24 protein-coding genes and 3 pseudogenes are annotated in these 19,713 nt (G+C 64.7%); 8 read left to right on the top strand and 19 right to left on the bottom strand.

Annotated features, from left to right (window positions below; genetic code table 11):
* Positions 1-17: 17 nt before the first annotated feature.
* From LDB26_RS20625 to LDB26_RS20605, 4 genes are all read right to left on the bottom strand, one after another.
* Entirely contained in the window at positions 18-653 is a 636-nt protein-coding gene (locus LDB26_RS20625; RefSeq protein ID WP_007683376.1) for a response regulator transcription factor, read from the bottom strand.
* 562 nt (positions 654-1,215) lie between these two features.
* A complete protein-coding gene (locus LDB26_RS20615) occupies positions 1,216-2,124 on the bottom strand; it encodes a ribose-phosphate pyrophosphokinase (RefSeq protein WP_009823969.1) in 909 nt (302 codons plus the stop codon).
* A complete protein-coding gene (locus LDB26_RS20610) occupies positions 2,121-3,659 on the bottom strand; it encodes a thymidine phosphorylase family protein (RefSeq protein ID WP_007683378.1) in 1,539 nt (512 codons plus the stop codon). The genes LDB26_RS20615 and LDB26_RS20610 overlap by 4 nt, the downstream gene beginning before the upstream one ends.
* Positions 3,656-5,104, bottom strand: a complete 1,449-nt coding sequence (locus LDB26_RS20605; protein WP_013849921.1) for an MBL fold/beta-CASP domain-containing RNA metallo-hydrolase — start codon at positions 5,102-5,104, stop codon at positions 3,656-3,658. The genes LDB26_RS20610 and LDB26_RS20605 overlap by 4 nt, the downstream gene beginning before the upstream one ends.
* Before the next feature lie 252 nt (positions 5,105-5,356).
* On the opposite strand from LDB26_RS20605, the gene LDB26_RS20600 reads away from it, so the two are divergent.
* On the top strand, positions 5,357-5,620 hold the full coding sequence (locus tag LDB26_RS20600) for a DUF2933 domain-containing protein (protein WP_007683380.1): 264 nt from the start codon (positions 5,357-5,359) through the stop codon (positions 5,618-5,620).
* Positions 5,617-6,288, top strand: a pseudogene (locus tag LDB26_RS20595) (isoprenylcysteine carboxylmethyltransferase family protein); the annotation flags it as partial. The gene LDB26_RS20600 and the pseudogene LDB26_RS20595, both read left to right, overlap by 4 nt.
* Before the next feature lie 117 nt (positions 6,289-6,405).
* On the opposite strand, the gene LDB26_RS20590 reads toward LDB26_RS20595, so the two are convergent.
* A complete protein-coding gene (locus LDB26_RS20590) occupies positions 6,406-6,975 on the bottom strand; it encodes a hypothetical protein (RefSeq protein ID WP_013039076.1) in 570 nt (189 codons plus the stop codon).
* Between the two features lie 221 nt (positions 6,976-7,196).
* Here LDB26_RS20590 and LDB26_RS20585 point away from each other — a divergent pair, with 221 nt between their 5' ends.
* The 4 genes and pseudogenes from LDB26_RS20585 (at position 7,197) to LDB26_RS20570 (ending at position 9,131) form a co-directional block, all read left to right on the top strand.
* Positions 7,197-7,958: a LuxR family transcriptional regulator gene (locus LDB26_RS20585; RefSeq protein ID WP_007683383.1), complete on the top strand. Its 762-nt coding sequence runs from the start codon at positions 7,197-7,199 to the stop codon at positions 7,956-7,958.
* Positions 7,858-8,247, top strand: a pseudogene (locus LDB26_RS21575) (autoinducer binding domain-containing protein); the annotation flags it as partial. The gene LDB26_RS20585 and the pseudogene LDB26_RS21575, both read left to right, overlap by 101 nt.
* Positions 8,248-8,308: 61 nt before the next feature.
* Positions 8,309-8,848, top strand: a pseudogene (locus tag LDB26_RS20575) (ATP-dependent helicase); the annotation flags it as partial.
* A 124-nt stretch (positions 8,849-8,972) separates the two neighbouring features.
* Positions 8,973-9,131 carry a hypothetical protein gene (locus LDB26_RS20570; RefSeq protein ID WP_007683426.1) on the top strand — a complete coding sequence of 53 codons (159 nt, stop codon included), beginning with the start codon at positions 8,973-8,975 and terminating at the stop codon, positions 9,129-9,131.
* Positions 9,132-9,179: 48 nt separating this feature from the next.
* Here the strand turns inward: LDB26_RS20570 and LDB26_RS20565 are convergent, their stop codons facing one another.
* The 10 genes from LDB26_RS20565 to LDB26_RS20520 form a co-directional block, all read right to left on the bottom strand.
* Positions 9,180-9,383 (bottom strand): hypothetical protein, encoded by a 204-nt coding sequence (locus LDB26_RS20565; protein WP_007683427.1) that lies wholly within the window; start codon positions 9,381-9,383, stop codon positions 9,180-9,182.
* Between the two features lie 263 nt (positions 9,384-9,646).
* Positions 9,647-10,045 (bottom strand): nucleotidyl transferase AbiEii/AbiGii toxin family protein, encoded by a 399-nt coding sequence (locus LDB26_RS20560; RefSeq protein WP_009823951.1) that lies wholly within the window; start codon positions 10,043-10,045, stop codon positions 9,647-9,649.
* The gene (locus LDB26_RS20555; protein ID WP_009823950.1) at positions 10,042-10,695 is read right to left on the bottom strand and encodes a nucleotidyl transferase AbiEii/AbiGii toxin family protein; all 654 of its coding nucleotides are present in this window, start codon (positions 10,693-10,695) and stop codon (positions 10,042-10,044) included. Before LDB26_RS20555 ends, LDB26_RS20560 begins: the two co-directional genes overlap by 4 nt.
* Positions 10,688-11,296: a DUF6088 family protein gene (locus tag LDB26_RS20550; protein ID WP_007688042.1), complete on the bottom strand. Its 609-nt coding sequence runs from the start codon at positions 11,294-11,296 to the stop codon at positions 10,688-10,690. Before LDB26_RS20550 ends, LDB26_RS20555 begins: the two co-directional genes overlap by 8 nt.
* Before the next feature lie 168 nt (positions 11,297-11,464).
* Positions 11,465-12,586 carry a relaxase/mobilization nuclease domain-containing protein gene (locus LDB26_RS20545; protein ID WP_007688043.1) on the bottom strand — a complete coding sequence of 374 codons (1,122 nt, stop codon included), beginning with the start codon at positions 12,584-12,586 and terminating at the stop codon, positions 11,465-11,467.
* Positions 12,579-13,115 (bottom strand): plasmid mobilization relaxosome protein MobC, encoded by a 537-nt coding sequence (mobC, locus tag LDB26_RS20540; RefSeq protein ID WP_031295761.1) that lies wholly within the window; start codon positions 13,113-13,115, stop codon positions 12,579-12,581. Before mobC ends, LDB26_RS20545 begins: the two co-directional genes overlap by 8 nt.
* A gap of 230 nt (positions 13,116-13,345) precedes the next feature.
* On the bottom strand, positions 13,346-14,293 hold the full coding sequence (locus LDB26_RS20535; RefSeq protein WP_007688045.1) for a ParB/RepB/Spo0J family partition protein: 948 nt from the start codon (positions 14,291-14,293) through the stop codon (positions 13,346-13,348).
* A complete protein-coding gene (locus tag LDB26_RS20530) occupies positions 14,293-15,057 on the bottom strand; it encodes a ParA family protein (RefSeq protein ID WP_007688046.1) in 765 nt (254 codons plus the stop codon). The genes LDB26_RS20535 and LDB26_RS20530 overlap by 1 nt, the downstream gene beginning before the upstream one ends.
* Positions 15,058-15,069: 12 nt before the next feature.
* Positions 15,070-15,246 carry a hypothetical protein gene (locus LDB26_RS20525; RefSeq protein ID WP_013039042.1) on the bottom strand — a complete coding sequence of 59 codons (177 nt, stop codon included), beginning with the start codon at positions 15,244-15,246 and terminating at the stop codon, positions 15,070-15,072.
* Between the two features lie 191 nt (positions 15,247-15,437).
* The gene (locus LDB26_RS20520; RefSeq protein ID WP_007688057.1) at positions 15,438-15,830 is read right to left on the bottom strand and encodes a DUF3768 domain-containing protein; all 393 of its coding nucleotides are present in this window, start codon (positions 15,828-15,830) and stop codon (positions 15,438-15,440) included.
* A gap of 259 nt (positions 15,831-16,089) precedes the next feature.
* On the opposite strand from LDB26_RS20520, the gene LDB26_RS20515 reads away from it, so the two are divergent.
* Positions 16,090-16,440 carry a hypothetical protein gene (locus LDB26_RS20515; protein WP_066564291.1) on the top strand — a complete coding sequence of 117 codons (351 nt, stop codon included), beginning with the start codon at positions 16,090-16,092 and terminating at the stop codon, positions 16,438-16,440.
* A 138-nt stretch (positions 16,441-16,578) separates the two neighbouring features.
* On the opposite strand, the gene LDB26_RS20510 is transcribed toward LDB26_RS20515, so the two are convergent.
* Both LDB26_RS20510 and LDB26_RS20505 read right to left on the bottom strand, forming a co-directional pair.
* Positions 16,579-17,100, bottom strand: coding sequence for a hypothetical protein (locus tag LDB26_RS20510; RefSeq protein ID WP_031295760.1), 522 nt, complete (start codon positions 17,098-17,100; stop codon positions 16,579-16,581).
* Between the two features lie 107 nt (positions 17,101-17,207).
* Positions 17,208-17,372 carry a hypothetical protein gene (locus tag LDB26_RS20505; protein WP_007688065.1) on the bottom strand — a complete coding sequence of 55 codons (165 nt, stop codon included), beginning with the start codon at positions 17,370-17,372 and terminating at the stop codon, positions 17,208-17,210.
* A 305-nt stretch (positions 17,373-17,677) separates the two neighbouring features.
* Here LDB26_RS20505 and LDB26_RS20500 point away from each other — a divergent pair, with 305 nt between their 5' ends.
* Positions 17,678-18,112: a thermonuclease family protein gene (locus tag LDB26_RS20500; protein WP_007688066.1), complete on the top strand. Its 435-nt coding sequence runs from the start codon at positions 17,678-17,680 to the stop codon at positions 18,110-18,112.
* Between the two features lie 75 nt (positions 18,113-18,187).
* On the opposite strand, the gene LDB26_RS20495 is transcribed toward LDB26_RS20500, so the two are convergent.
* Both LDB26_RS20495 and LDB26_RS20490 read right to left on the bottom strand, forming a co-directional pair.
* Positions 18,188-18,595: a single-stranded DNA-binding protein gene (locus tag LDB26_RS20495; RefSeq protein ID WP_007688067.1), complete on the bottom strand. Its 408-nt coding sequence runs from the start codon at positions 18,593-18,595 to the stop codon at positions 18,188-18,190.
* Positions 18,596-19,002: 407 nt separating this feature from the next.
* The gene (locus LDB26_RS20490; RefSeq protein WP_007688068.1) at positions 19,003-19,671 is read right to left on the bottom strand and encodes a hypothetical protein; all 669 of its coding nucleotides are present in this window, start codon (positions 19,669-19,671) and stop codon (positions 19,003-19,005) included.
* Positions 19,672-19,713: the final 42 nt, after the last annotated feature.

The raw sequence follows: 19,713 nt of genomic DNA, 5'->3' as shown, positions 1-19,713 counted from the left end.
TCGCACGGCCGAGAATTTTAGGGGTGCCCGTTTTCGGTCGATTCGTGCAGGTCGACGGCGAAAGCGATCCGCAACAGGTCGGGCAGGCTTTGCGCGTTGAGTTTGATCATCAGACTGGCCCGATGCAGCTCGACCGTGCGCGACGTGACGCCGAGTTCATCTGCGATAAGGCTATTTGGATAGCCTCGCGAAATTCCTCTCAGAACGGCCCGTTCGCGCTGCGTCAGTCTCGCGGCTTTCGAAAGAGCGTCGGCCTGTTCGGAGGCACGACGGGCTATACTCTCAAGCCAGCTGAAGCCGCGGTCGATCGCGCCGAGCAATGCGGCCTTCTCGACCGGTTTGGCGAGAAAGTCGGCAGCGCCCGCCTTCATCGCCTGTACGGCGAGCGTAGGATCGCCATTGCCCGTCAGCACCACGACGGGCATGTCGATACCGCGTCGCGTCAGCTCCGCCTGAACCTGCAGGCCGTCCATGTCGGGCATGTGCATGTCGAGAACCACGCAGCCTTTCTCGGCGTCCTCTGCGCTCAACAGAAACTCCGGCCCCGAAGCGTAGGCTTCTACGGCAAACCCTGCGGTCCGCAACGTGAAACTTAGTGCTTTTCGTATTGTCTCTTCGTCATCGACGATATGCACGACGCGCTTGTTCCCCATAGCCCCCGAGATCGATCAATACGCAGTGCCGCGAGGGCAGCGCTTCAAGGGATACTTCTCTGCACGTTGGACTATGGTCCCAGGTCAAGAGTAAAAATTTGGCGAGGCAAAACGGCGAAGGACAGCGAAACTGTGAGGGTTCGGCTACTCCGCTCACACCAATGCCGCGGTCGCTGCGGCTCATTGCCGGGTCTCTGCTCCGGACGATGCATGCGAGTTGCCCGCGCCGCCCTCGGCGCGATCGAGCCATCGCTACGCTTCCATCACATCGTCGACCGGCAGCGGGTTACTGGCGCCCGGCGGGCGAGGGGGGCGGGTTGGCCCTTGACGGCTGCGCGATCGGACGCCCAGGATAGCAGGGTGGCGCGCTTTACTTCGGGCTCAAGCTTCAGGTGCCCAGCAACGTCGAGGGGATCGATGAACGAGCGTGTGTGCGACACGACATATCCTCCTTCCCTGCCGCGATTTTCTCCGAAAGGGAGATCTCAGGAGATTGGTTCGGACTCGTTTAGGGTCAATGGATGAGGACGCGCACAGCGTTTGCCGGGCGTTCATTTCCGTCTTAGAACTGACGCGCAGCACGCCATTCAATCCGGTGGCGAACGGCCTCCGCGATCGCTGGCATGACGTCTATATCATTCGACGCATGTGCAACCGCGTTCGTGCTGACGATCCTTTCGACAAGCCCACCCAGAACCTGCGCTGCATCGCCGGCAAAAAGCGGATGCACGACCACGCAATCCGGTCGCGCGAACCCCATGCCGACCAGTTGGCGCGCCGCCTCGGTGAGGGTCCGACCGGATGAGGCGATATCGTCGACCAGCACCGGCTGGCGATCGAGAAACGCTGGGGCATTCGGAATCGAGATGGTGACGTGACGGTCGCCGGATCGGATTTTCTCGCACACGAGAAACGGAGCATCGGCATCGGCCGCCACCTGCGAGACCCACTGTTCGCTTTCCAGGTCCGGACCGATGATCAGCGGGCGAGCGACATTGCGCTTGATCCACGAGGCCAAAAACGGCGCGGCATGAACAACCTGGGTTGGGATGCGGTAGATTTCCGACAATTCATGGTAGCGATGGAGATGCGGATCGACCGTCACCAGCCAGTCGAGATGGCGAGACAGGATCGCAGCAAAGGTTCGCGACGTCACCGCCTCGCCGGCATGGAAGCGTATGTCCTGGCGCATGTAAGCGAGGTAAGGGGCGACGAGCCCGATCCTGCGAGCGCCAAGATCGCGCGCGGTGTCGGCTGCGAACAGCAGCGGCAACAGCTTGGCGTCCGGATGATCGAGACTGGACAGCAGGATGACCTCGCGGTCGCTGACGTCGTTTCCGACCCTGAGATAGGTTTCCCCGTCAGGAAACTGACGATGCTCGATCGTGCCGACCTCTGCATCGAGCGCGGCGGATAGCGGCTGTGCCAGGGCCTCGCTGCCAGACAGCGCGAACAGCACGGGACGGTTCATAGCGCTTCAATCCCGAAGATCGGCCCGTCGCTCACCGCATAGGCCGCCGCATAGTCGAGCTCGCCCGGGCTCTCGGCATGAATGCTACACAAGGGAGCCCCGGCATCCACCATCTGGTTCAGCCGACACTGCAGCGCGACGCCGGCGGCCTTGGCCATCGGCGCGCCGGCAAGCTTCGCGACCGTCGCGAGCTTGCGATTGTCGATACTCACCAGGCGGCCGCTATAGGGAGCGATCATATCCTGTTGGAACCGGGCGACCGGTGGAGCCCGCATGCCGCCCTGCGCTTCGCAGATACGTTGGAACTTGGCCCAGGCCCGGCCGCTTTCGAGGCACGCCCGCGCACGCGCATAACCTTCGCGGGCCGGGGCTGCGTCCGCGAGCTCAAGCAGTCCTCCCGCCAGCTCGCAGGCCCGGTGGGCGAGATCCTCGGCGCCCGGCTGCCCCTGGAGCACGGCAAGGATATCCTGCGCCTCGAGCGCCGGACCGATGCCCCGTCCGATCGGCTCGGCGCCGGGGCCGCGCATCACGCGCGTGCGAAGCCCGAAGGCTTGGGCGACAGAGCTCAGCGCCCGCTCGAGCGTGTCGGCGGCATCGGCGCCGCGTACCTTGGCGGTCGGCCCGACCGGGATGTCGATGACCAGATGGGTCGCACCGGCCGCGATTTTCTTGGACAGCACCGAGGCGACCATCTGCCCGACGGCATCGATATCGAGCACCCGTTCCACGCCGATGATCACATCGTCGGCAGGGCTGAGGTTGACGGCGCCGCCCCAGGCGATGCAGCCGCCTTCGCGCTCGACCACCTTGCGGATTGCGGAAACGTCGAGGTCGACAGGTGCCAGCACCTCCATCGTGTCCGCCGTGCCGGCCGGTGAGGTGATCGCCCGCGACGATGTCTTGGGCATGATCAGGCCCTCCGCGGCCATGATCGAGACGATGATCGGCGTGGTGCGATTGCCCGGCAAGCCACCGACGCTATGCTTGTCGACGATGACCGTTCCGGGCCACTGCAATCGCTCGCCGACATCGACCATCGCCCTGGTCAGGCTGATCGTTTCGTCCGTATCGAGCGGGACCGCTGAGCAGGCCGTGACGAACGCCGAGAGATGGACATCGCTATAGCGTCGCTCGGCGATGTCGGTGATGATCGCTGAAAAAGCCCCGTCACTGAGACGATTGCCATAGATGCGCCGACGCACTTCGGCGAGCGAGGCGAGAGGCTGGGCGTGCGCGATCTCGACCGGATCGCCATCGCTGACGCCGAGCCGCTGCCATGCGGATTCGGAGAGGCCGATCTCGCCGGGCGCTGGAGTCTCCGCGGAGCTGTGCAGCAGCGAGACGACGATTTCCCGCCCGCCGGCGCGCAGCGCGACCTGCGCGCGGGACGCAAGACCTTCCGAGCGGCAGACGGGACAGTCGTGGCGCATGACCGCGATCAGATCGCTTCCGGCAGCCGACAGGCCGATGCGGCGTGCCCGCAGCGTCGTCGCGACAGGCTCTGCTTCGGCGTCCTCGATGATCCCGGGCTTCACGCGAGCATGCCCCAGCTACCCAGCGCCGGTACGCTGCATGCCCAACCCAGTTCCTCCGAGACACGCTTCGCCAGGACCTGGGCGCCGGTCGGCTCGCCATGGGTGACATAGACGTGGCGCGGGGCCTCGTGCAGCGACCCGAGCCAGCGCATGAGTTCGTCGCTGTCGGCATGCGCCGAGAGCATCGTCAGGTTGGCGACCTCGGCTTCGACCGGGATATACTCGCCGTGGATCTTGATCGTCCGGGCGCCGCCGATCATGGCGGCGCCGCGGGTGCCCGCCGCCTGGAAGCCCGAGAAGAGGATGAGGTTCTTCCCATCCGGCGCGAAGCGCTTGAGATGGTGGAGCACGCGGCCGCCCGTTGCCATTCCACTGGCCGAGATGATGACCTTGGGGGTGGGGTTGGCGGTGAGTTCCTTGGATTCCTCCACTTCGCGCACATAGTGCGCGACGCTGCACGCCGCTTCGCACTCGGCGCGAGCCAGGCGATGCTCGTCCATGAAATCGCACATCAGCCCGCTCGCGTTGATCGCCATCGGGCTGTCGAGGAAGATCGGGATGTCGCGGAGGCGTCCCTGCGCGCGCAGACGCGAGAAATGATAGAGAAGCGACTGAACCCGTCCCACGGCGAAGGCCGGGATCACCACCGTCCCGCCTCTCTCGACGCATCGCTCGACATGATCTCCAAGCGTCTTTGTCGGATCGACCTGCTCGTGGCGCCGATCGCCATAGGTCGATTCCACCAGGACATAGTCGGCGCGCGCGGGCGGCTCGGGATCCTTCATCACCGCATCGCCGTAACGGCCGATATCGCCTGAGAAGAGGATTGTCCGCCCCTTCCAGTCGATCTCGATCGACGCCGCGCCGAGGATGTGGCCGGCGCGATGGTAGCGCACCCTGATGCCGTCCGTGACTGCATGCCACGCTCCGAACTCGATCGGGCGGAAGAGCTGCAATGCCAGACGCGCGTCGGCCTGGGTGTAGAGGGGCAGCGCCGGCTGGTGCCTGGAGAAGCCGTGCTGGTTGGCGAACTCCGCATCCTTTTCCTGCAGATGGCCGCTGTCGGGAAGAAGGAGCTCGCACAGGGCCGCGGTCGCCCGCGTGGCAAGGACGGTCCCGTCCCAGCCCAGGCGCGCCATGCGCGGTAGTGCGCCCGAGTGATCGAGATGGGCGTGGGTCAGCAGCACCTGGCCGACATCCGCGACTTCGGGTGGGATCGATGCCCAATTAAGGCGGCGCAGATCCCTGGGTCCCTGAAACAGGCCGGAATCGACCACGATCTGAGTTTCACCATCGTCCACCAGATAACGCGACCCTGTGACCGTTCCCGATGCGCCGAGAAAGGCAACGCCGAGACCATCGGCCGGGCGCTTGGCCAGATCGATCCTTGCTTCACGCTCGAAGATGGTCACGCGGGAATGGTGCCGTTTCTTTCTCTTTTGCATGGACGCGGGCCTGCCTCTCACGATTATGTTCGTGAGCGCAGCATTGGTTCGCGGACGCCGCACGCCTATACGCAAAATCCGCAGCACGACTGCTGCTCCCCGACAGCTGCGTCGCCCGAACGCCGATGGCCGATCCCATCGATCGCCTTACCCATGCCTGCGCGATGCCCGGGGGACTTCGGTCTCTACTTATACCTTGCTCCTTGGACTCGAGCCTATGCTGCCCGGACGTTGACCAGAAGAGGACGGCATATGGGCGAACATGACCATCGCATGCGCAAGCGCGGCAAGATCGTTCTGATCGGCTTCCTGCTCGTCGCTAGCTTCTTCCTCCTCACCGAGCATACCGCGCACTTCCTGGGTGTGCTGCCCTATCTCATCCTGCTCGCCTGCCCGCTCATGCACCTGTTCATGCACCGCGGCCATGGTGGGCATCAGCATGGCCATGAGCCCGGTCAGGCACCCGCCGGCTTACCGGCCAATCCCAACGGCCGCATCGAAGGAGAGTCGCGATGACGCACGCCGACTATGGCTATGGTCTGTGGGGGCTCGCGCTGGTTAACGCCGCCGTTTTCATCCTCTTTGCGTTCAGCTTCTTCAAGCCGGCAACTAAACGAGACTGGCGCAGTTTGGGGGCGTTCAGCGCTTTCATCATAGCGCTCTTCGCGGAAATGTATGGCTTCCCGCTCACGATCTTCGTGCTTTCGGGGTGGCTCCAGTCGTATTTCCCCGCTGTCGACTGGTGGAGCCACGATGCTGGACATCTCCTGGAGATGATGTTCGGCTGGCGAGTTAATCCCCATTACGGTCCATTCCACATCGCCAGCTTTGTGCTGATCGGCGTGGGTTACTGGCTGATCTCGGTTGCATGGACGGCCCTTCACTTGAGTCAGCGCAAACACCAATTGGCCCTTACTGGGATTTATGCCCGGATCCGGCACCCGCAATATGTCGGCTTCATTCTCGTCATGCTCGGCTTTTTGCTACAATGGCCGACCCTTTTGACCCTTGCTATGTTTCCGGTGCTCGTCGTGATGTATATTCGGCTGGCTCGGCATGAGGAAAAGGAGGCGCTAGCCAACTTCGGCGAGGTTTACCGCGATTATATGGCTCGCGTGCCCGGCTTCATTCCGAATCTGACAATCCATTCGCGTCGAAGAAGGCCATGGCGATCCTTGACGGGAATGGCTGATGTAATTGCCGGCAAGGTCAATGCTGACGTTCTGACTGGCCTTATTATTCGGACATCGTTACCCGACCTCACAGCACACTACTGCAGCAATCCCGGTTCGACTGCGCAATCATCTTGGGAGGGCAAGTTCGCCTTGCACGGGCAGATTCGGTGTGGAGCTGATGCCCGGCACTAGACGCAGAGCATCGCCGATCAAGGTATAGACGGCGTGGCGCTGGCCGCCACGGTTCCGATGGTCGACGCGATAGCCCTGATAATGTCGGCGGAGCAGGCCTGCATTCACCAGTTCGGAAACGGCGCGACTGAGATTACTCTTGCCGGCTGTGCGAATGCGTGCCCGCATTTCCTCCGCGATCACGCCGCGCCTTTTCTCCGGATCGCCGGGGAGCAGTCCGTTTCTAGCGAGGTCGCTCTCGACCCGCTCGGCCAGCGTAATGCTGCGCGGACCACGCTGGGCCATCGGGGTCAATGCGTCGCATAGCCAATCGCGCAGGGAAACGAGCCCATCGTTCCGCCTGACCCAGGGACCGGCGCTTCCATCTGGCCCCGCCACCTGGGCGATCAGGTTGAGCAGCATGAAGGCATAACGGGGCCGGCTCGATACGGTCGCCAGCGTCTCGAGCACGGCCGCGACATCACAGCCAATGGAGGGTTCAAGAGGCTTGCCTGCATGAAACATAACATGATGGAATCAAGCACAAAGCAGGATCAATGTGAATCCCAAATCGGCGGCCACAGACGGGTTGTCAGCTATGACACTTTGCCGGCGGATAAAGTGTCATAGGCGATCCATTCTAATCGTAGATTGTTGCGAATCGTTCTCAACTCATCCTGATAATCATGGCGCTCGCCGCTTAGGTGTGGACGAGCCGTCTCCTCGCGAACGAGCTTCCGTCGCCTATGGCGAACAGGATAAAAGACTGCGGCCGCCTTGATGATCTCACGCGCTTTGCGACGGACTGTCAGCGTGCTGAAACCCTTGGCGATCTGCATGGCACGATCGATGCCGCCGTGCGCGATCTTGGCTTCCGCTGGTTCACGCTGCTTCACAATATCGACCTTCGGCGCGGCGACGAGCAAAGCCTGTTCCTCACAACCTATCCGTCGGCCTGGCTCGAGGAAGTGCTCGAAGAGCGCCATTATCTCGAAGATCCCATCCATGCGGCCTGCGCACGTACGCCCTCTGGACTGGCCTGGGACCGTGTCGGCGACGTGCTGGAGCTCACGCCGCGCCAGCGAGGCATCCTTGACCGCGCCCGGGATCATGACCTTGCATCGGGCTACAGTTTGCCGATCCGGACCCCGGGCGAGCCCGAGGCGATCTTCACTGCGGCCCGATCACGCGACGAGCCGCTGAGTGCAGAAGAGGTTCTGACCGCCCGTCTGCTCGGCTCGGTCGCTTATGATCGGGCGCGCGAGCTGCTTGGCGAAAGGGCAGGGCCATTGGCCTGCGTCCCTCTCAGTCCTCGCCAGGTCGAATGCATCGCGCTCGTCGCGCAAGGCAAAAGCGACTGGGAGATCGGCCAGATCCTCGGCCTCAGCCGCGATACCGTGCACGAATATGTTGAATCGGCCCGCAGGCGTTATGGCGTGCGACGACGCACGCAGCTGGTGCTGCGCGCGGTTCGCGATGGTCATCTCAACATGGAAGCGCTGCTCTGATCTCGCCGGCCATATGATGATCGGGCTTGGGCAAGTTCAGGATTTCTGCGCTGTCGCTGGCGCGATCAAGGACGCTACGGCCTTGTCTGACCTGATGGCCGAAATCACGAAGGCCATGGGCTTTCGGCACTATGCCCTGGTCCATCATGTCGACCTGAAGCCTGCGGTTCGCTCGGTCCACATCGTCGACTATCCGCAAGACTGGGTGGAGCGCTTCCAGGCGAGACGCCTCTATGCGAGCGACCCGATCCACCGCGCCAGCCATCGCACCAATGTGGGCTTTGCCTGGTCGGCGGTTCAGTCGATCATCTCTCTGACGGCCGCCGATCGCTCGATCCTGGCAGAAGCCTATCCAATTGCGAGCGACCGGCACGATCGGCGCCGTCATCGACCTCATCAAAGGCCAGGCTCACATGCATCTGCCCGAGGCGGTGCTGGACCGCGAGCAACGCTTGGCCGACGCCGGACCCGAACCGGTCGAAGGCGAGTCTCGGAGGATCGCCCAGCTGCGAAGGCTACGGGACGTCGCCTACACCGAGCTGATGGCGGTGGATGCGTTCATCGATGGTCACACGCCCTTCGCCACCAAGCACGGCGTGAAGGGTGCGGAGTTCGAGAACGTGCTCGTCATCGTCGGCCGTGGCTGGAACAAGTATAATTTCGCGCAGATGCTGGAACGGCTCGACCCAGGCCCCCCGGCAGACAAGGTCGAATCCTTCGAGAGCAATCGCAACCTGTTCTACGTCGCGTGCTCCAGACCGAAGCGCCGATTGGCGCTGTTGTTCACCCAGATTCTAAGCGAGCTCGCGATGGCGAAGGTGACAGCTTTGTTCGGCGAGGCCAATGTGATCCCGCTTCCAGCAGATCCCGCGGGCGGGGCCGCGCCATGACCAAGGGAGAGGCACCACCGATGGTGACGATCGCTGCCTAAACGGACCACGATCTTAGCCAGATTTTCTCTTGGCTCGAAGCGGAGCCGCCGCGGGAGACAGCACCTCTCATCCCAACAACAGCATGATCGCGAAGAGACACAATGCCGGCGAGCTCATCGTCCTGAAGGCCGGCAACGACATCGCGGCTTTCGCGCTCGGCGCTTTCGATCTCATCGATATCTTTAAGACCAAGCCGCCGTTCAGACGGATCGGCATCGGCCGGACGCTGGCGCACTATTGAATCAGTCGAACTGCGGATACCGATAAGTAACCCCTTCCTATCCACTCATCACACGGGTGGGGTGATGTCGGCCCAGTAGATGACTTCTTCCAGGATATGCATGCTTTCGGGATTTTCCCAGCCCTCACGGTCGCTATCCCATCGCCCGATCACAGGGAGGTCAACCTCCCAGAGCAGCAAGCGACGGCCGTCTTTCCGGTCTTCCGGCAAAGTGCCGATCGGCTCCCAAGGGATGTGCTTGGCGGTGATCATGCAAGTTCCCTCGCTCGATTCCATTGGTCCCGCATTTAGCCCATCTTTGTGCAGGCACGAAACCCAGCTGGTTGCCAACCTGTCGGGTTTCGGCAGCCCGAGCAGCTTTTCGGTGCGCCTTCGGCTTTTGACGCCAGACTTCGGTGCGTGAGCCGCCACTCGCTTGTGCGATGCTGGCACTGATTTAACATAAGAAATATTATCAGTCTTTTATCGTTCTATTTCAAATACTTAGATTACTTGCTCATTCGCGGTCTCCGGCATCAACGCCCGTTGATCGTCCCCTCGATCGCCGCCAGACCCTTCATCAACGCCTCGAATTTCGGCGGCGCGGCCATGAACATCTCCGACATCGCGCCATAGTCCCGCTCAAGCTTCTCCCAAGTCGCGCCATCGGGCGACAGGCGCAGCGTTCCAACCACGGCGGTGTCATAGGAGGCCGACCTGTCCGCGAACATCAGGCTCTTGTTGTGCACGACCTGCTCGAGCAGATCGATCCGCCCCATCGCCTCGTTCGTGATGCCCGCCTGGTCGAGCATCAGCACGTCATAATAATGGCGCGACATGCCCTCGCGCAGCTTGCCGTTATGATGGAGCGCATGAAGGATCGTGACCTTTTCCCAGAAGGTCCGCGCAACGGCCAGCGTCGGCACCTCGGTCACCGGATCCGGCAGTTCCTCGGGAAAGTCTTCGGCCAGATAGGCAAGATCGGTCGAAGCGCGAACGGTTCCGTGTCGCCGCGGGCGCCAAATTCCAGCTTGATGCGCGGCTTGATGTAACCGCTTTCATCCGCGCCGCCGTAATTCTCGCCATAGGCGAGCCCGTAACCCGAGGTGCGCGGATAGACGAAGAGCAGCGTCTGCTGGTCCTTGTCGTCGGGATCGAGCGCCAGGCTCCAGCCCTCGGCCGTGCCGAGAGCGACTTCGATTTCGCGCGCCAGGATCGGCATGGCGACCGTGGCGACATAAGCCTGTGCCGCCGCCTTGAGCGCCTTGGTCCGGCGCTCGCGCTCCTTGCCGGTAATGTCGCTGTCCATCGGCGAGGCGACTTCGCTGAGCAGCGGCGCCGCGCGGCTGATGGTGAGGTCGATATCTTCGGAGAAGCGCGCGATGATCCCATAGGCTTTCGACAGCGAGGTCCCGCCCTTGAAGGTCATGTGACCGGCGAGGTCGGGACACATGACGAGGCGGCGTAGCGTCCAGCAGACCCAGAAATCCTTCTCGATGATGATCGGCGTCAGATCCCGCCGCGCCGCCGCTTCATCGATAAAGGCGCGCCGATCCTCGGCTGGTCTGCGTGCGAACTCATCCATTGCGGGCGGCGCCGATCTTTAAGACGACGTCGCCCATCCATCCGGGCATCTCGGCCCTGGCCTGGGCGAGCATCCGCATGTCGCGATCATCGAGGCGGGCGGCGAAGTGCCGGATCTTGTCGCTATCGATATTGTCCTTCCCCAGATGCGCGAGCGCCTGCACGACCGCGTTGACCGAGTCCGGCGCATTGTCGAGCACCGGTGCGCGGCTGTGCTTGAGCGTCAGGCTGCGCCCGCCCGCTTGCCTGACCCGGGTGCGGCCGGTCGTGGCATAGCTGGCCCGGGCGGGAACCTGGGTCGATAGCCCGAGCCTGTTCGCCGCCGCCGCGCCCGACGGTGCGAGCTTGTCCCCGCTCTGCGTCGAGAGGGCCTTGGCGACATTGGCGGGATCGGGACTGAGCGCACCGAGCTTGTCATGCTGGCGCGGATAGTCATAAAGACCCCGGCCGATGCGCCGGATGTCGCCGGCGGTCACGAGGCGCGACAGCGCCATGTCGACCGACCCACGCGTCCCGAAGTCGACGAAGCTCTTGGGCGTGAACACCCAGCCGCGGCCCTTGCCGCGCACGCGCTTCATGATCCGATCGGCTACCGCAGACACTGGCTGTGCTCCTATCTGTTAGATAATAACACGCTTTTTTCTAACAAGCTAGAAGCGCGTATCAGCGCCTAAATTCGCTATTTTCCAAGATATTTTGGCATCGCATCCAGATAGGATGCCAAGGCCACACAGGCAAGGTAGGCAAGCCGCCCGCGGGAGCGCCGGCCATCATCGTTCCCGATCCCGGTGAGGCGGTGGCCGCCCCTCGTCCGCACCTGTGGGCGGCGAAACGCCCTCCGGCTCGTTTCGGCGCTCCTGCGGCGGCCGTTCGGATTGCAGTATCTCCCGTGCGCGCGCGAGCCGCCGCGACACCGCCGGCGGCATCGCCGCCAGAAAGCCGGCGATTTCCTGCCCCAAGGCCCGATCTTCCGGTTTTCCGGTGGCGGCGAGCGCGACGGCGGCCTCGGCATAGGCGCCGCGGATCTGCTTCTGGCGCGCCAGCGCCATGACATCTTCCGGCCGGCGCTCCTGGTCGGCCGCACGCACGAAGCTTTGCGCCCGCAGTTCGTTGAGCTGCGCGAGATTGAGCCTGCGCCCCTCGGCCCCAAGCCGGGCATCGAGATGGAGCGCGGCTGACCGCACGCGCTTCTGGACATGACCGCGCGCCCGCCGGGGTGTCGCTTCCGCCGCGACACCGCGCGCGCGCAGCTCATGCGCGAAGGTCTCACGCATATGATGGAGATCCGCCTTGCGCGGATTGAAGCGGGTTCCGTCCGCCCCTTCGGTCGCCACCGTCAGATGGACGTGGGGATGATCGGTGTCGGTATGGAGCGCCAGCATATAGGCATGGTTCCCCTCGAACAGGATTCGCGCGAATGCCTGCGCCGCATCATGGAGCGTCTCGGCGTCGGTCGATCCCCCGGGCATCGACAGCACCAGCGACATCGACGTCGGCCGTTCCCGGCCATGTTCGTTCATGGCCTCGTCGAGCATCGCCCAGTCCTGAGCGATCGCCTTGAGCCGATCCGGCTCGGTGATAATCTCGCCCTCGCTCGATCGGACGGCGAGCTTCCCGTGGCGCGCCACATAGCCGAAATGCTCGGCGACATGATGAGCGCCATATTGCTTGCCGGAGACCTTCACCATCACCTCGGGCGCCTTGCGCACGATCCGCTCGAGCTTGGCGCGCGCCTCGGCCTGGCCCATCGACATCGGCCGGGCGGCCCCGCCCCCGCTTCCGCCCGGTTTGATCCGAACATAGGCGCCGCGCAGGGTCCGCTTGCCGCCTGCCGGCGGCCGCCAGGCCTCCATCAGGCTGGGAAGCGGGAGAACCCCCTCCTCCTCACGCATCGGCCATGTCCCAGTAGCGAAGATCGCCCTTGAGCGCGGCCCCGAGACCGGCGAGCGCATCGACGATCTCGGACCTAAAGCTTGCGACCCTGGCCGCTTCCCGCGCGACGTCGAGGCCGGATTCGACCATCACCGAGGCGTTGAGCGCGCGGGTCGCCTGGTTGAGGTTGATCCCGATCCGATTGAGCTCGCGCCACGCCTGCGCGACGGCCGCCCGCTCCTCGCGCGGCAAGGGCGCGTTTGCGCGCAAGCGCCGCGCCAGCAACGTGGTGATCCAGTCGGTACGCTTCATCCCCAGCACATCCGCCGCGCGGTCGAGCGCGGCGATCTCTTCCGGGATCAGCCGAACCTCGACCCGGCAGGTTGCGCGCTGGCGGGCGCGCGGCGCCTGATGCCCCTCCCCCGCCTCCATGGCCAAGGCGTCACCGATCAAGCGGCGCAGCAGCGCCGAGCGGCCGCCCGATACCGCCGCGAGCGCGGCGAAACGCTGGGCGACATCATCGTCGAGCCGAAAGGTGAGGACGGGCATGTCCCCAACGCTATTGTCATACATCCCCGGCGCCAAGCCTATCCGGCCCTTACCTTTACTCAACTCATCTTATAGTCTGCTTGGGCAGACTATTGTTCTTCGGCCAGCGAACCCCTCTCGAACACCGATCGTCCGCAGCAAGGGGCGGCGCCTTCGGCGCTGCCCCCGCCCATCGACACGAAAAGGGCCGCACCCCGAAGGGTACGGCCCAAACCATCGTGCAAGATAAACTACGAACGCGGAGGAGGCGGGTCAGTTGTTGGCAAGGCCTCGCTTCTCTCGCCGGTCGGACCGATCGACGAGGCAGCGACTTCACGCTCGCGGCCATCCTCGAAAATCACCGTGACCAAAGGCGCCAGCGGGAGCCACGCAGGGAAGCCGTCGACCAAGACCGGTAGTCTAGGAGATCGGATCGGCGCGGAGGGTTTGTCCGTGAGGCCCGATCGAACCGGATCGCGGTCGGTGGGGGCCAATGGCTGTGCCACAGGCGCCCGCGGAGGGACCGGCGCCGGGTGCGTCTGCTTGAGTTCGGCGATGAAGCGCGATCCTGCGGCGAGCGTTGCGCCGGCGTCGCCCCAGCTGGCGACATAGGCCTCGACCTCGGCAGGGTAGTCCCTCGCCGTCCGGTGCAGATCATAGAGAAGGCGAATAGGCGCAAACGGCAGGGCCGCCTTGAGATAGGCCGGCATGTCGCCATAGGCGGCATAGAGCGAGACGAACTGCTTGGATCGGCCGAGTGCCGCCGCGATCTCGACCTGGTTCATCCCGCCCTTCAGCATCCGGGCGATCGCATGGGCGAGCTCGACCGACGACAGATTGGCGCGCTGGTCGTTCTCGACGATCTGGTCGGCCAGCAGTTGCACTCCCTCGCCGACCGGCACGACGATCGCGGGGATCGTGGCAAGGCCCGCCAGCTGCGATGCGCGGAAGCGGCGCTCGCCCAGACGTATCCGGTGCATGCCGTTCGCGTCGGGCGGCGTAACCGTGATCGGCTGCAGCACGCCGCGCGACGCGATCGAGGCGGCCAGCTCGGCGAGCGCGTCATCGTCGAAGCTGCGCCGGGGATTGCCGGGGTCGGGCAGGATGCGCGCAAGTTCGATATCCTCGACCCGGCGCGCCCGTTCATGGTCGCCGACAAGAAGTCCGAACTCCTCGATGCGCTCGTCGAACTTGCCCATCAGGCGGCCGCGACCTCCTGGCTTGTCATGCGCCCCTCGATCTCGGCGAGCACCGCGCGGATCTCCTCGGCCGCCGCCTTGGCGCCGCTGCCGGTCTCCTGCCATACCGGACGATGATTTTCCGCGGCATGCTTGTAGGTCGGCCGCGCCTTGATGAAGGCCGGGAACATGAGCTTCTCGCCGACCGCATGCGCCAGCTTCACCGCATTCTCCATCTCGCGCCGGTCGAACGGATTGACCATCGAGGGGAGGAGCCCGAGGAAAGCGATCTTGCGGCCGGCGCGCGCGGCCTCGGCCTTGCGCAGCGCGGTCAGCAGCATCTTGGCGCATTCGACCGAATCCTCGGCAACCTGCACCGGCGCGATCACGGCATCGGCGACCGCCATCGCGCTCAAGGTGAGCTCGTCCCACTTGGGACCGGTATCGATAACGCAATAGTCGAAATGCGGGCGGAGCGCCGGGAAGCGGCCGATGAAGTCGCGCACATCCTGCGCCGCCTTGACCATCTGGAGACGGGGATCGGCACCGAGCACGGTTAGCCCGGCCTGCCCGTCGGCGCACAGGGCAGCGGCAGGATCGAACAGGTCGGCGGAAAATCCGCCTTGCCGCTCGGCGCCCAGGCGCCGCGTCGAGCTGCCCTGCGGGTCGAGATCGACGAAGGCGACGCGGCGCTCAGGCGGTTCAGCAAGATACCAGGCGAGATGACTGGCGAGGAAGGTCTTGCCGACCCCGCCCTTGAGCAGGCTGACGACGATCGTCTTCATGACCGCGGCACCTCAGCAATAGTCGTCAGGACCATCGCGCAGGTTGCGCTCATAATGATCGCGCGAGGACCAGTCGCCGCCACCCCCAATGCCGGGACCGACATAGCGGAACAGATAGACGGTGAGGGCGAAGCAGCCGAACGCGAAGAGAAACGCGTGATCGGGATGCGCGGCGAAATATGCGGCCATGATAAGTCTCCTTGGAGCCAGTGAACGGGCAAGCGAACGGCGCCACTGGCGCCGGCCACGCGCAATCGCGCGACATCTCGGACCCGCGCCCCCCCCTCCCGCATTTGCGGATGCGGCGTCCGTTGCCCGCATAGTCTGCTCAAGCAGACTATGCGGGCCATCCCCCCGGTCGGGGGGATGGCTGCGCCGGATCAATATTCGTCGGCCAGCAGGATAGTGAGCACGCGCGTCGTGACCTCGGGGTTCGCGGCATCCGGCGAGCCATAGGCGAGCTCGAGATCGTAATAGTCGATCTTCCAGTAGAGGATCGCATCCTCGAACTCGAAGCGGCCGAAATCATGCTCGTCGATCGGATCGTTGTCGGGCGTGAAGCTGTCATAGTCGCGCACGATCCGGAGGATCTCCGCGCGGCGGCGAAAGCCGCGGAACAGGGCGACGTCGCCGATCAGCGCCGCAACGCCCGCAGTCATCACGATCTGGTTGCGGCCCGGGCTATGGATGGACCGGCGAAGCGCGTCATTGAGTTCGGCGACGCGGGCGATCCGCTCGGCCTGGCTCATCGCATTCGGGGAGGATTGGGACATGAGAACGCTCCTGATCTGTCCGGCCCCGCCCGCCGGGGCCTTCCGACAGGCGTGCCAAGGGCCGGCGGCAGAGCGCGGCCGCGCACCGGCAGGGTCGCAACGGCAGTGGAGAAGCCCGCAAAGCGGGCTTGCGCGGGCGCGCGCGCCGGCCAGGCAAGCCGACAGGAGGAAGGTCTTGGCGGGCGGGATCGCGAAGAGATGATCGCGGTGTCCTGATTCTCTGGCTCCGCGGAGAGCCCGGCGCTATCCTCCGCCCATCATGACGAGCAGCGCCACTCTCTTCCGCCTTGCCCCGGCCTGGACCGCGTCACTCCAGGCGATGCGGCTGCGCCAGATCCTCGTCCGATCGCAATGCCGCCGCTGCGGTGCGTTGATGCGCGAGGATGTCGATGCCCTGATCGGGCTCCATGGAGCAGGCGCCAGCCTCATCGACCGGCAGGCCCGATGCCGCATGGTCGGCTGCGACGGCGCGGCCTATTATCTCGCGGCGCGGGGCCATGACCGTCCCTGGCACATATTGCTGCACGATGAGCACCTGCGTGCGGGCCTGGCCAACTGCCCTCCAGCGCGCGGCGCGACCGGCCGGGCCATAGTTTGCGCGCAGGGTTGAGAAGTGCGAGCAGTCACGGCAGGGATCGTCACCCGAATGGGCTGAGACTTGGCACAAGGCTCAGGGCGAAGCCTAGAGCCCGGTCCGGCCGCGCCGGAGCCGCCATTCTCAGCGCATAGATGCAGAGAAATCCGACTTTCAGACGGCAACCGCCCGTCGCAGATTGCCAAGTGCAGAACACAATTTCTGCGATACCTTACGGAGCTGCTGAAGCCTCTCCGCCGCCTCGTTCTCTTCGATCACGAGCGTCGAACGATCAGCCTGCCGTGCCCGGATCGCGATCACACGAAAGATGGCGGCCCATCGACTGGTCCGTTCGACTGTCAGCTTCGCCTGGCCATGGGCGAGCATCGTGCGCAGCCCTTCCTGGTGCCGAAATTCCGCCAGCAGGCTCGCGACACCCTTTCCCTCCACGGAAAAGGGGCCGCCCTCATTGACGAGTGCAGCAAGGTCATCGAGCCGTTGCCCGACCAAATGCCGTAGCTTCACCGACTGTCCTCGTCCCGGCTGAGCGCTCAGATGCAGCAAAGTCTCGGTAACGGCCACCTCCACCGCGGCGAAGCATTGCAGACAGGCACCGCGCCAGGCGTTCACCTCCTGGGTGACGCGCGCCCACAGGGCATCATCGCCGGCATTCGCTATCGCAGCCTCAATCGTCATTATCGCAGCATAGTCGCGGCATCTGAACAATCGGTTCTCGTCTTCGGCGCAAGCCGCGAGCGAAGCGCGGGGAATAACCGGGAGCCGAGCGGCTCCCGGTCGAGCCGTCAGGCAAAGGGATCGAATTCGGTGACGATGGCGACGCTGCCGTCGGCGTCTTCGGCGGTGATAACCCCGTAATGCTGCCCGATCGCGATGACGAAGGTGACCATCATGAGGCTGCGCGAGAGGCTGAAGGCGTGGCGGCGAGCGATTGCGATGTCGGTGAACATGTCGAGGCTCCTTTGCGCGCCGGCGGGTTCGTCCCGCTCGACAGGCGCCCGATGTGTCCGGCCGGTGGCCGCGATCACTTTTTTGGCTGGAGGCCCAAAAAGCCGTAGCGAAGCGACCGGACCCCTTGCGGGTTGATCGCAAAAGGTCACCGGGTGGACCAAGGATCGCGCCGATTGAGAGCGGGCGAACCCGCCGGCCAGGAGGCCAGGTCCCCGCCGATGTCGCGCCCCACCCCTTGCCCTGCCTGCCGCTCCATCCAACGGGTCCGGATGACAGGCCGCCGCTTGTCGGTTAGCCCCGCCGGATGCTGTTCCCGCTCCTGCTTGCCGCCGCCGTGGTCCCCAATGATCAGACCTTCGCCTGCACACCGACGCGCGTCTGGGATGGCGATGGCCCGATCTGGTGCCGCGAGGGCGCCCATGTGCGGCTCGCCGGCATTGCCGCGCGCGAGATCGACAACAGCTGCCGCCCCGGCCAGCCCTGTCCGAGAGCAAGTGGCCCGGCCGCCCGCGATGCGTTGGTGCGCCTGCTTGGCGGACCGCGCGGCCAGACATCCACCGGGCATATTCGCGTGGCTGGCCCCACCATGCGCTGCGTCTCGACCGGCGAAGCCAAGGGCAACCGGACCGGCGCCTGGTGCAACGCGCCCGGCATCGGCGATCTCAGCTGCGCGATGATTGCGACCGGCACCGTGCTGCGCTGGGAGCGCTATGCCAAGGGGCGATGCCGATCCCGCTGATCCGCTTGGGACCATGCCGCGCCTGAACAGGATAAGAGGCCCGGCGGCGATGCCGCCGGGCCGCCCTGTCCGAGCTCAGAAGGGGATTTCATCGTCTTCGGGCTCGTTGCCGCCGCCGCTATTCTCGTTGGACTTGGCGCGGGTGAGGAAGGTCACCTCGTCGGCGATGATCTCGACGCCGTAGCGTTCGATATTCTCGCTGTCGGTCCAGCGGGTGTAGTGGATACGGCCCCGGACCATGACCTTCATACCCTTGTCGACATATTGCTCGACCGTCTTGCCGACGCCGTTGAAGCAGGTGATCCGGTGCCATTCGGTGTCCTCGAGGCGGCGATTGTTGTCGTCGCGCAGGATCTTGCCGTTGCTGTCGCGCTTCGGGCGCGAGGTGGCGAGGCTGAAATGGGTAATGCGGGTGCCGCCCTGGGTGGTGCGGGTTTCCGGCGTGCCACCGACATTGCCGGCGAGGATGACGAGGTTCTGCATGGCCTGAGTTCCTTCGATGTGGGTCCAAGGGACCGTCCCTTCGACTGATCCCCGGCCAAGGCGGACAGGACGGCCCATCCACCGGCAGCGCAGCGCCGGGGAACCCCGAGACAAGGGGTGGTGCGGGCAGCCGTGGCACACGGCAACTCGGCCCGATGGCTTGCGGGTTGGATGGGCCGGACGGCCGGCTTAGGGGTCAGATGAGGAGAAGGACGGTGCGTCGCTTGGGCCATGACCGGAGCCCACCCAGCGAAACCGCCGATATTGCCGGCTTTGCCGAGCACGCCGGTCCGGCATCTCGCGGACCTTACGCCCGTGCCTTATCTGCCCGTCCCTTGAGCCGCAGGACGGGATTGTAGATCCTTCGCATGGCCACTCGCGGGCTCGACACGACGTCCGTTGCACGATCACGCGGAGGGGGAAGAGGAGGTACGCAAGGTGGCGGCGCCTGGCGTGGCTGGCCTCAGGCAGGCCGCCACGGCATCGAGGAGCTGCCCGGTCTCGCAAAGCACGGCGCCGATGTCGCAGGCATAGCCACCTGCCACCAGCGCGTCGATCCGATGCACGGCATAGGCCGGGCCGAGGCTCTTGATGAAATCGGCCAGCGGACGACCGGGCGCCGGCAGGCCTAGCTGCCGCGCCTCGTCGAGGGCGCGGACAAGGTCATGACGGATATCGCGGGCCAGCGCATCGTCCGTCCAGCCATGACCCAAAAGATGCGCCTTCAAACCCAGTTCGCAGGAGATCGCGAGCAAGTGCAGTGCCGGCGCAAGCGCAATAGGCGCGCCAATCTGCGCGCCGCGATGAAATTCGCGCGCTCGATCGAGAAACACGGCTGCAAGCACCGGATCGCCGGGCGCCGCCAATCTTTCGATCGCGCGCCAGCGGCGCGGCGTCAGCTGGCGGAGCCAGGAGGGACCGGCCTGGTTGCGAAGATGCCGTAAGTAAGCGCCATCGGCTTCGTCCACATCGCGGCCTGTCGACCATAAGGACAGCAGCTTCGCCTTCCAGTGGCGGCCATGCGCGGCGCGGAAGGCAAGGAGCGCGCACGCACTGGCGCGATCGGGCATGAACATGATGCGGAACCTCCGAAGGGAACAAGGGACGCATCCGCCCCG

It is taken from the genome of Sphingobium sp. CFD-1 (genome assembly GCF_024611115.1).
GTDB lineage: Bacteria > Pseudomonadota > Alphaproteobacteria > Sphingomonadales > Sphingomonadaceae > Sphingobium > Sphingobium baderi_A.
Note: the sequence above shows the minus strand (reverse complement) of the source record. Positions and strands in the feature narration are given on the sequence as shown.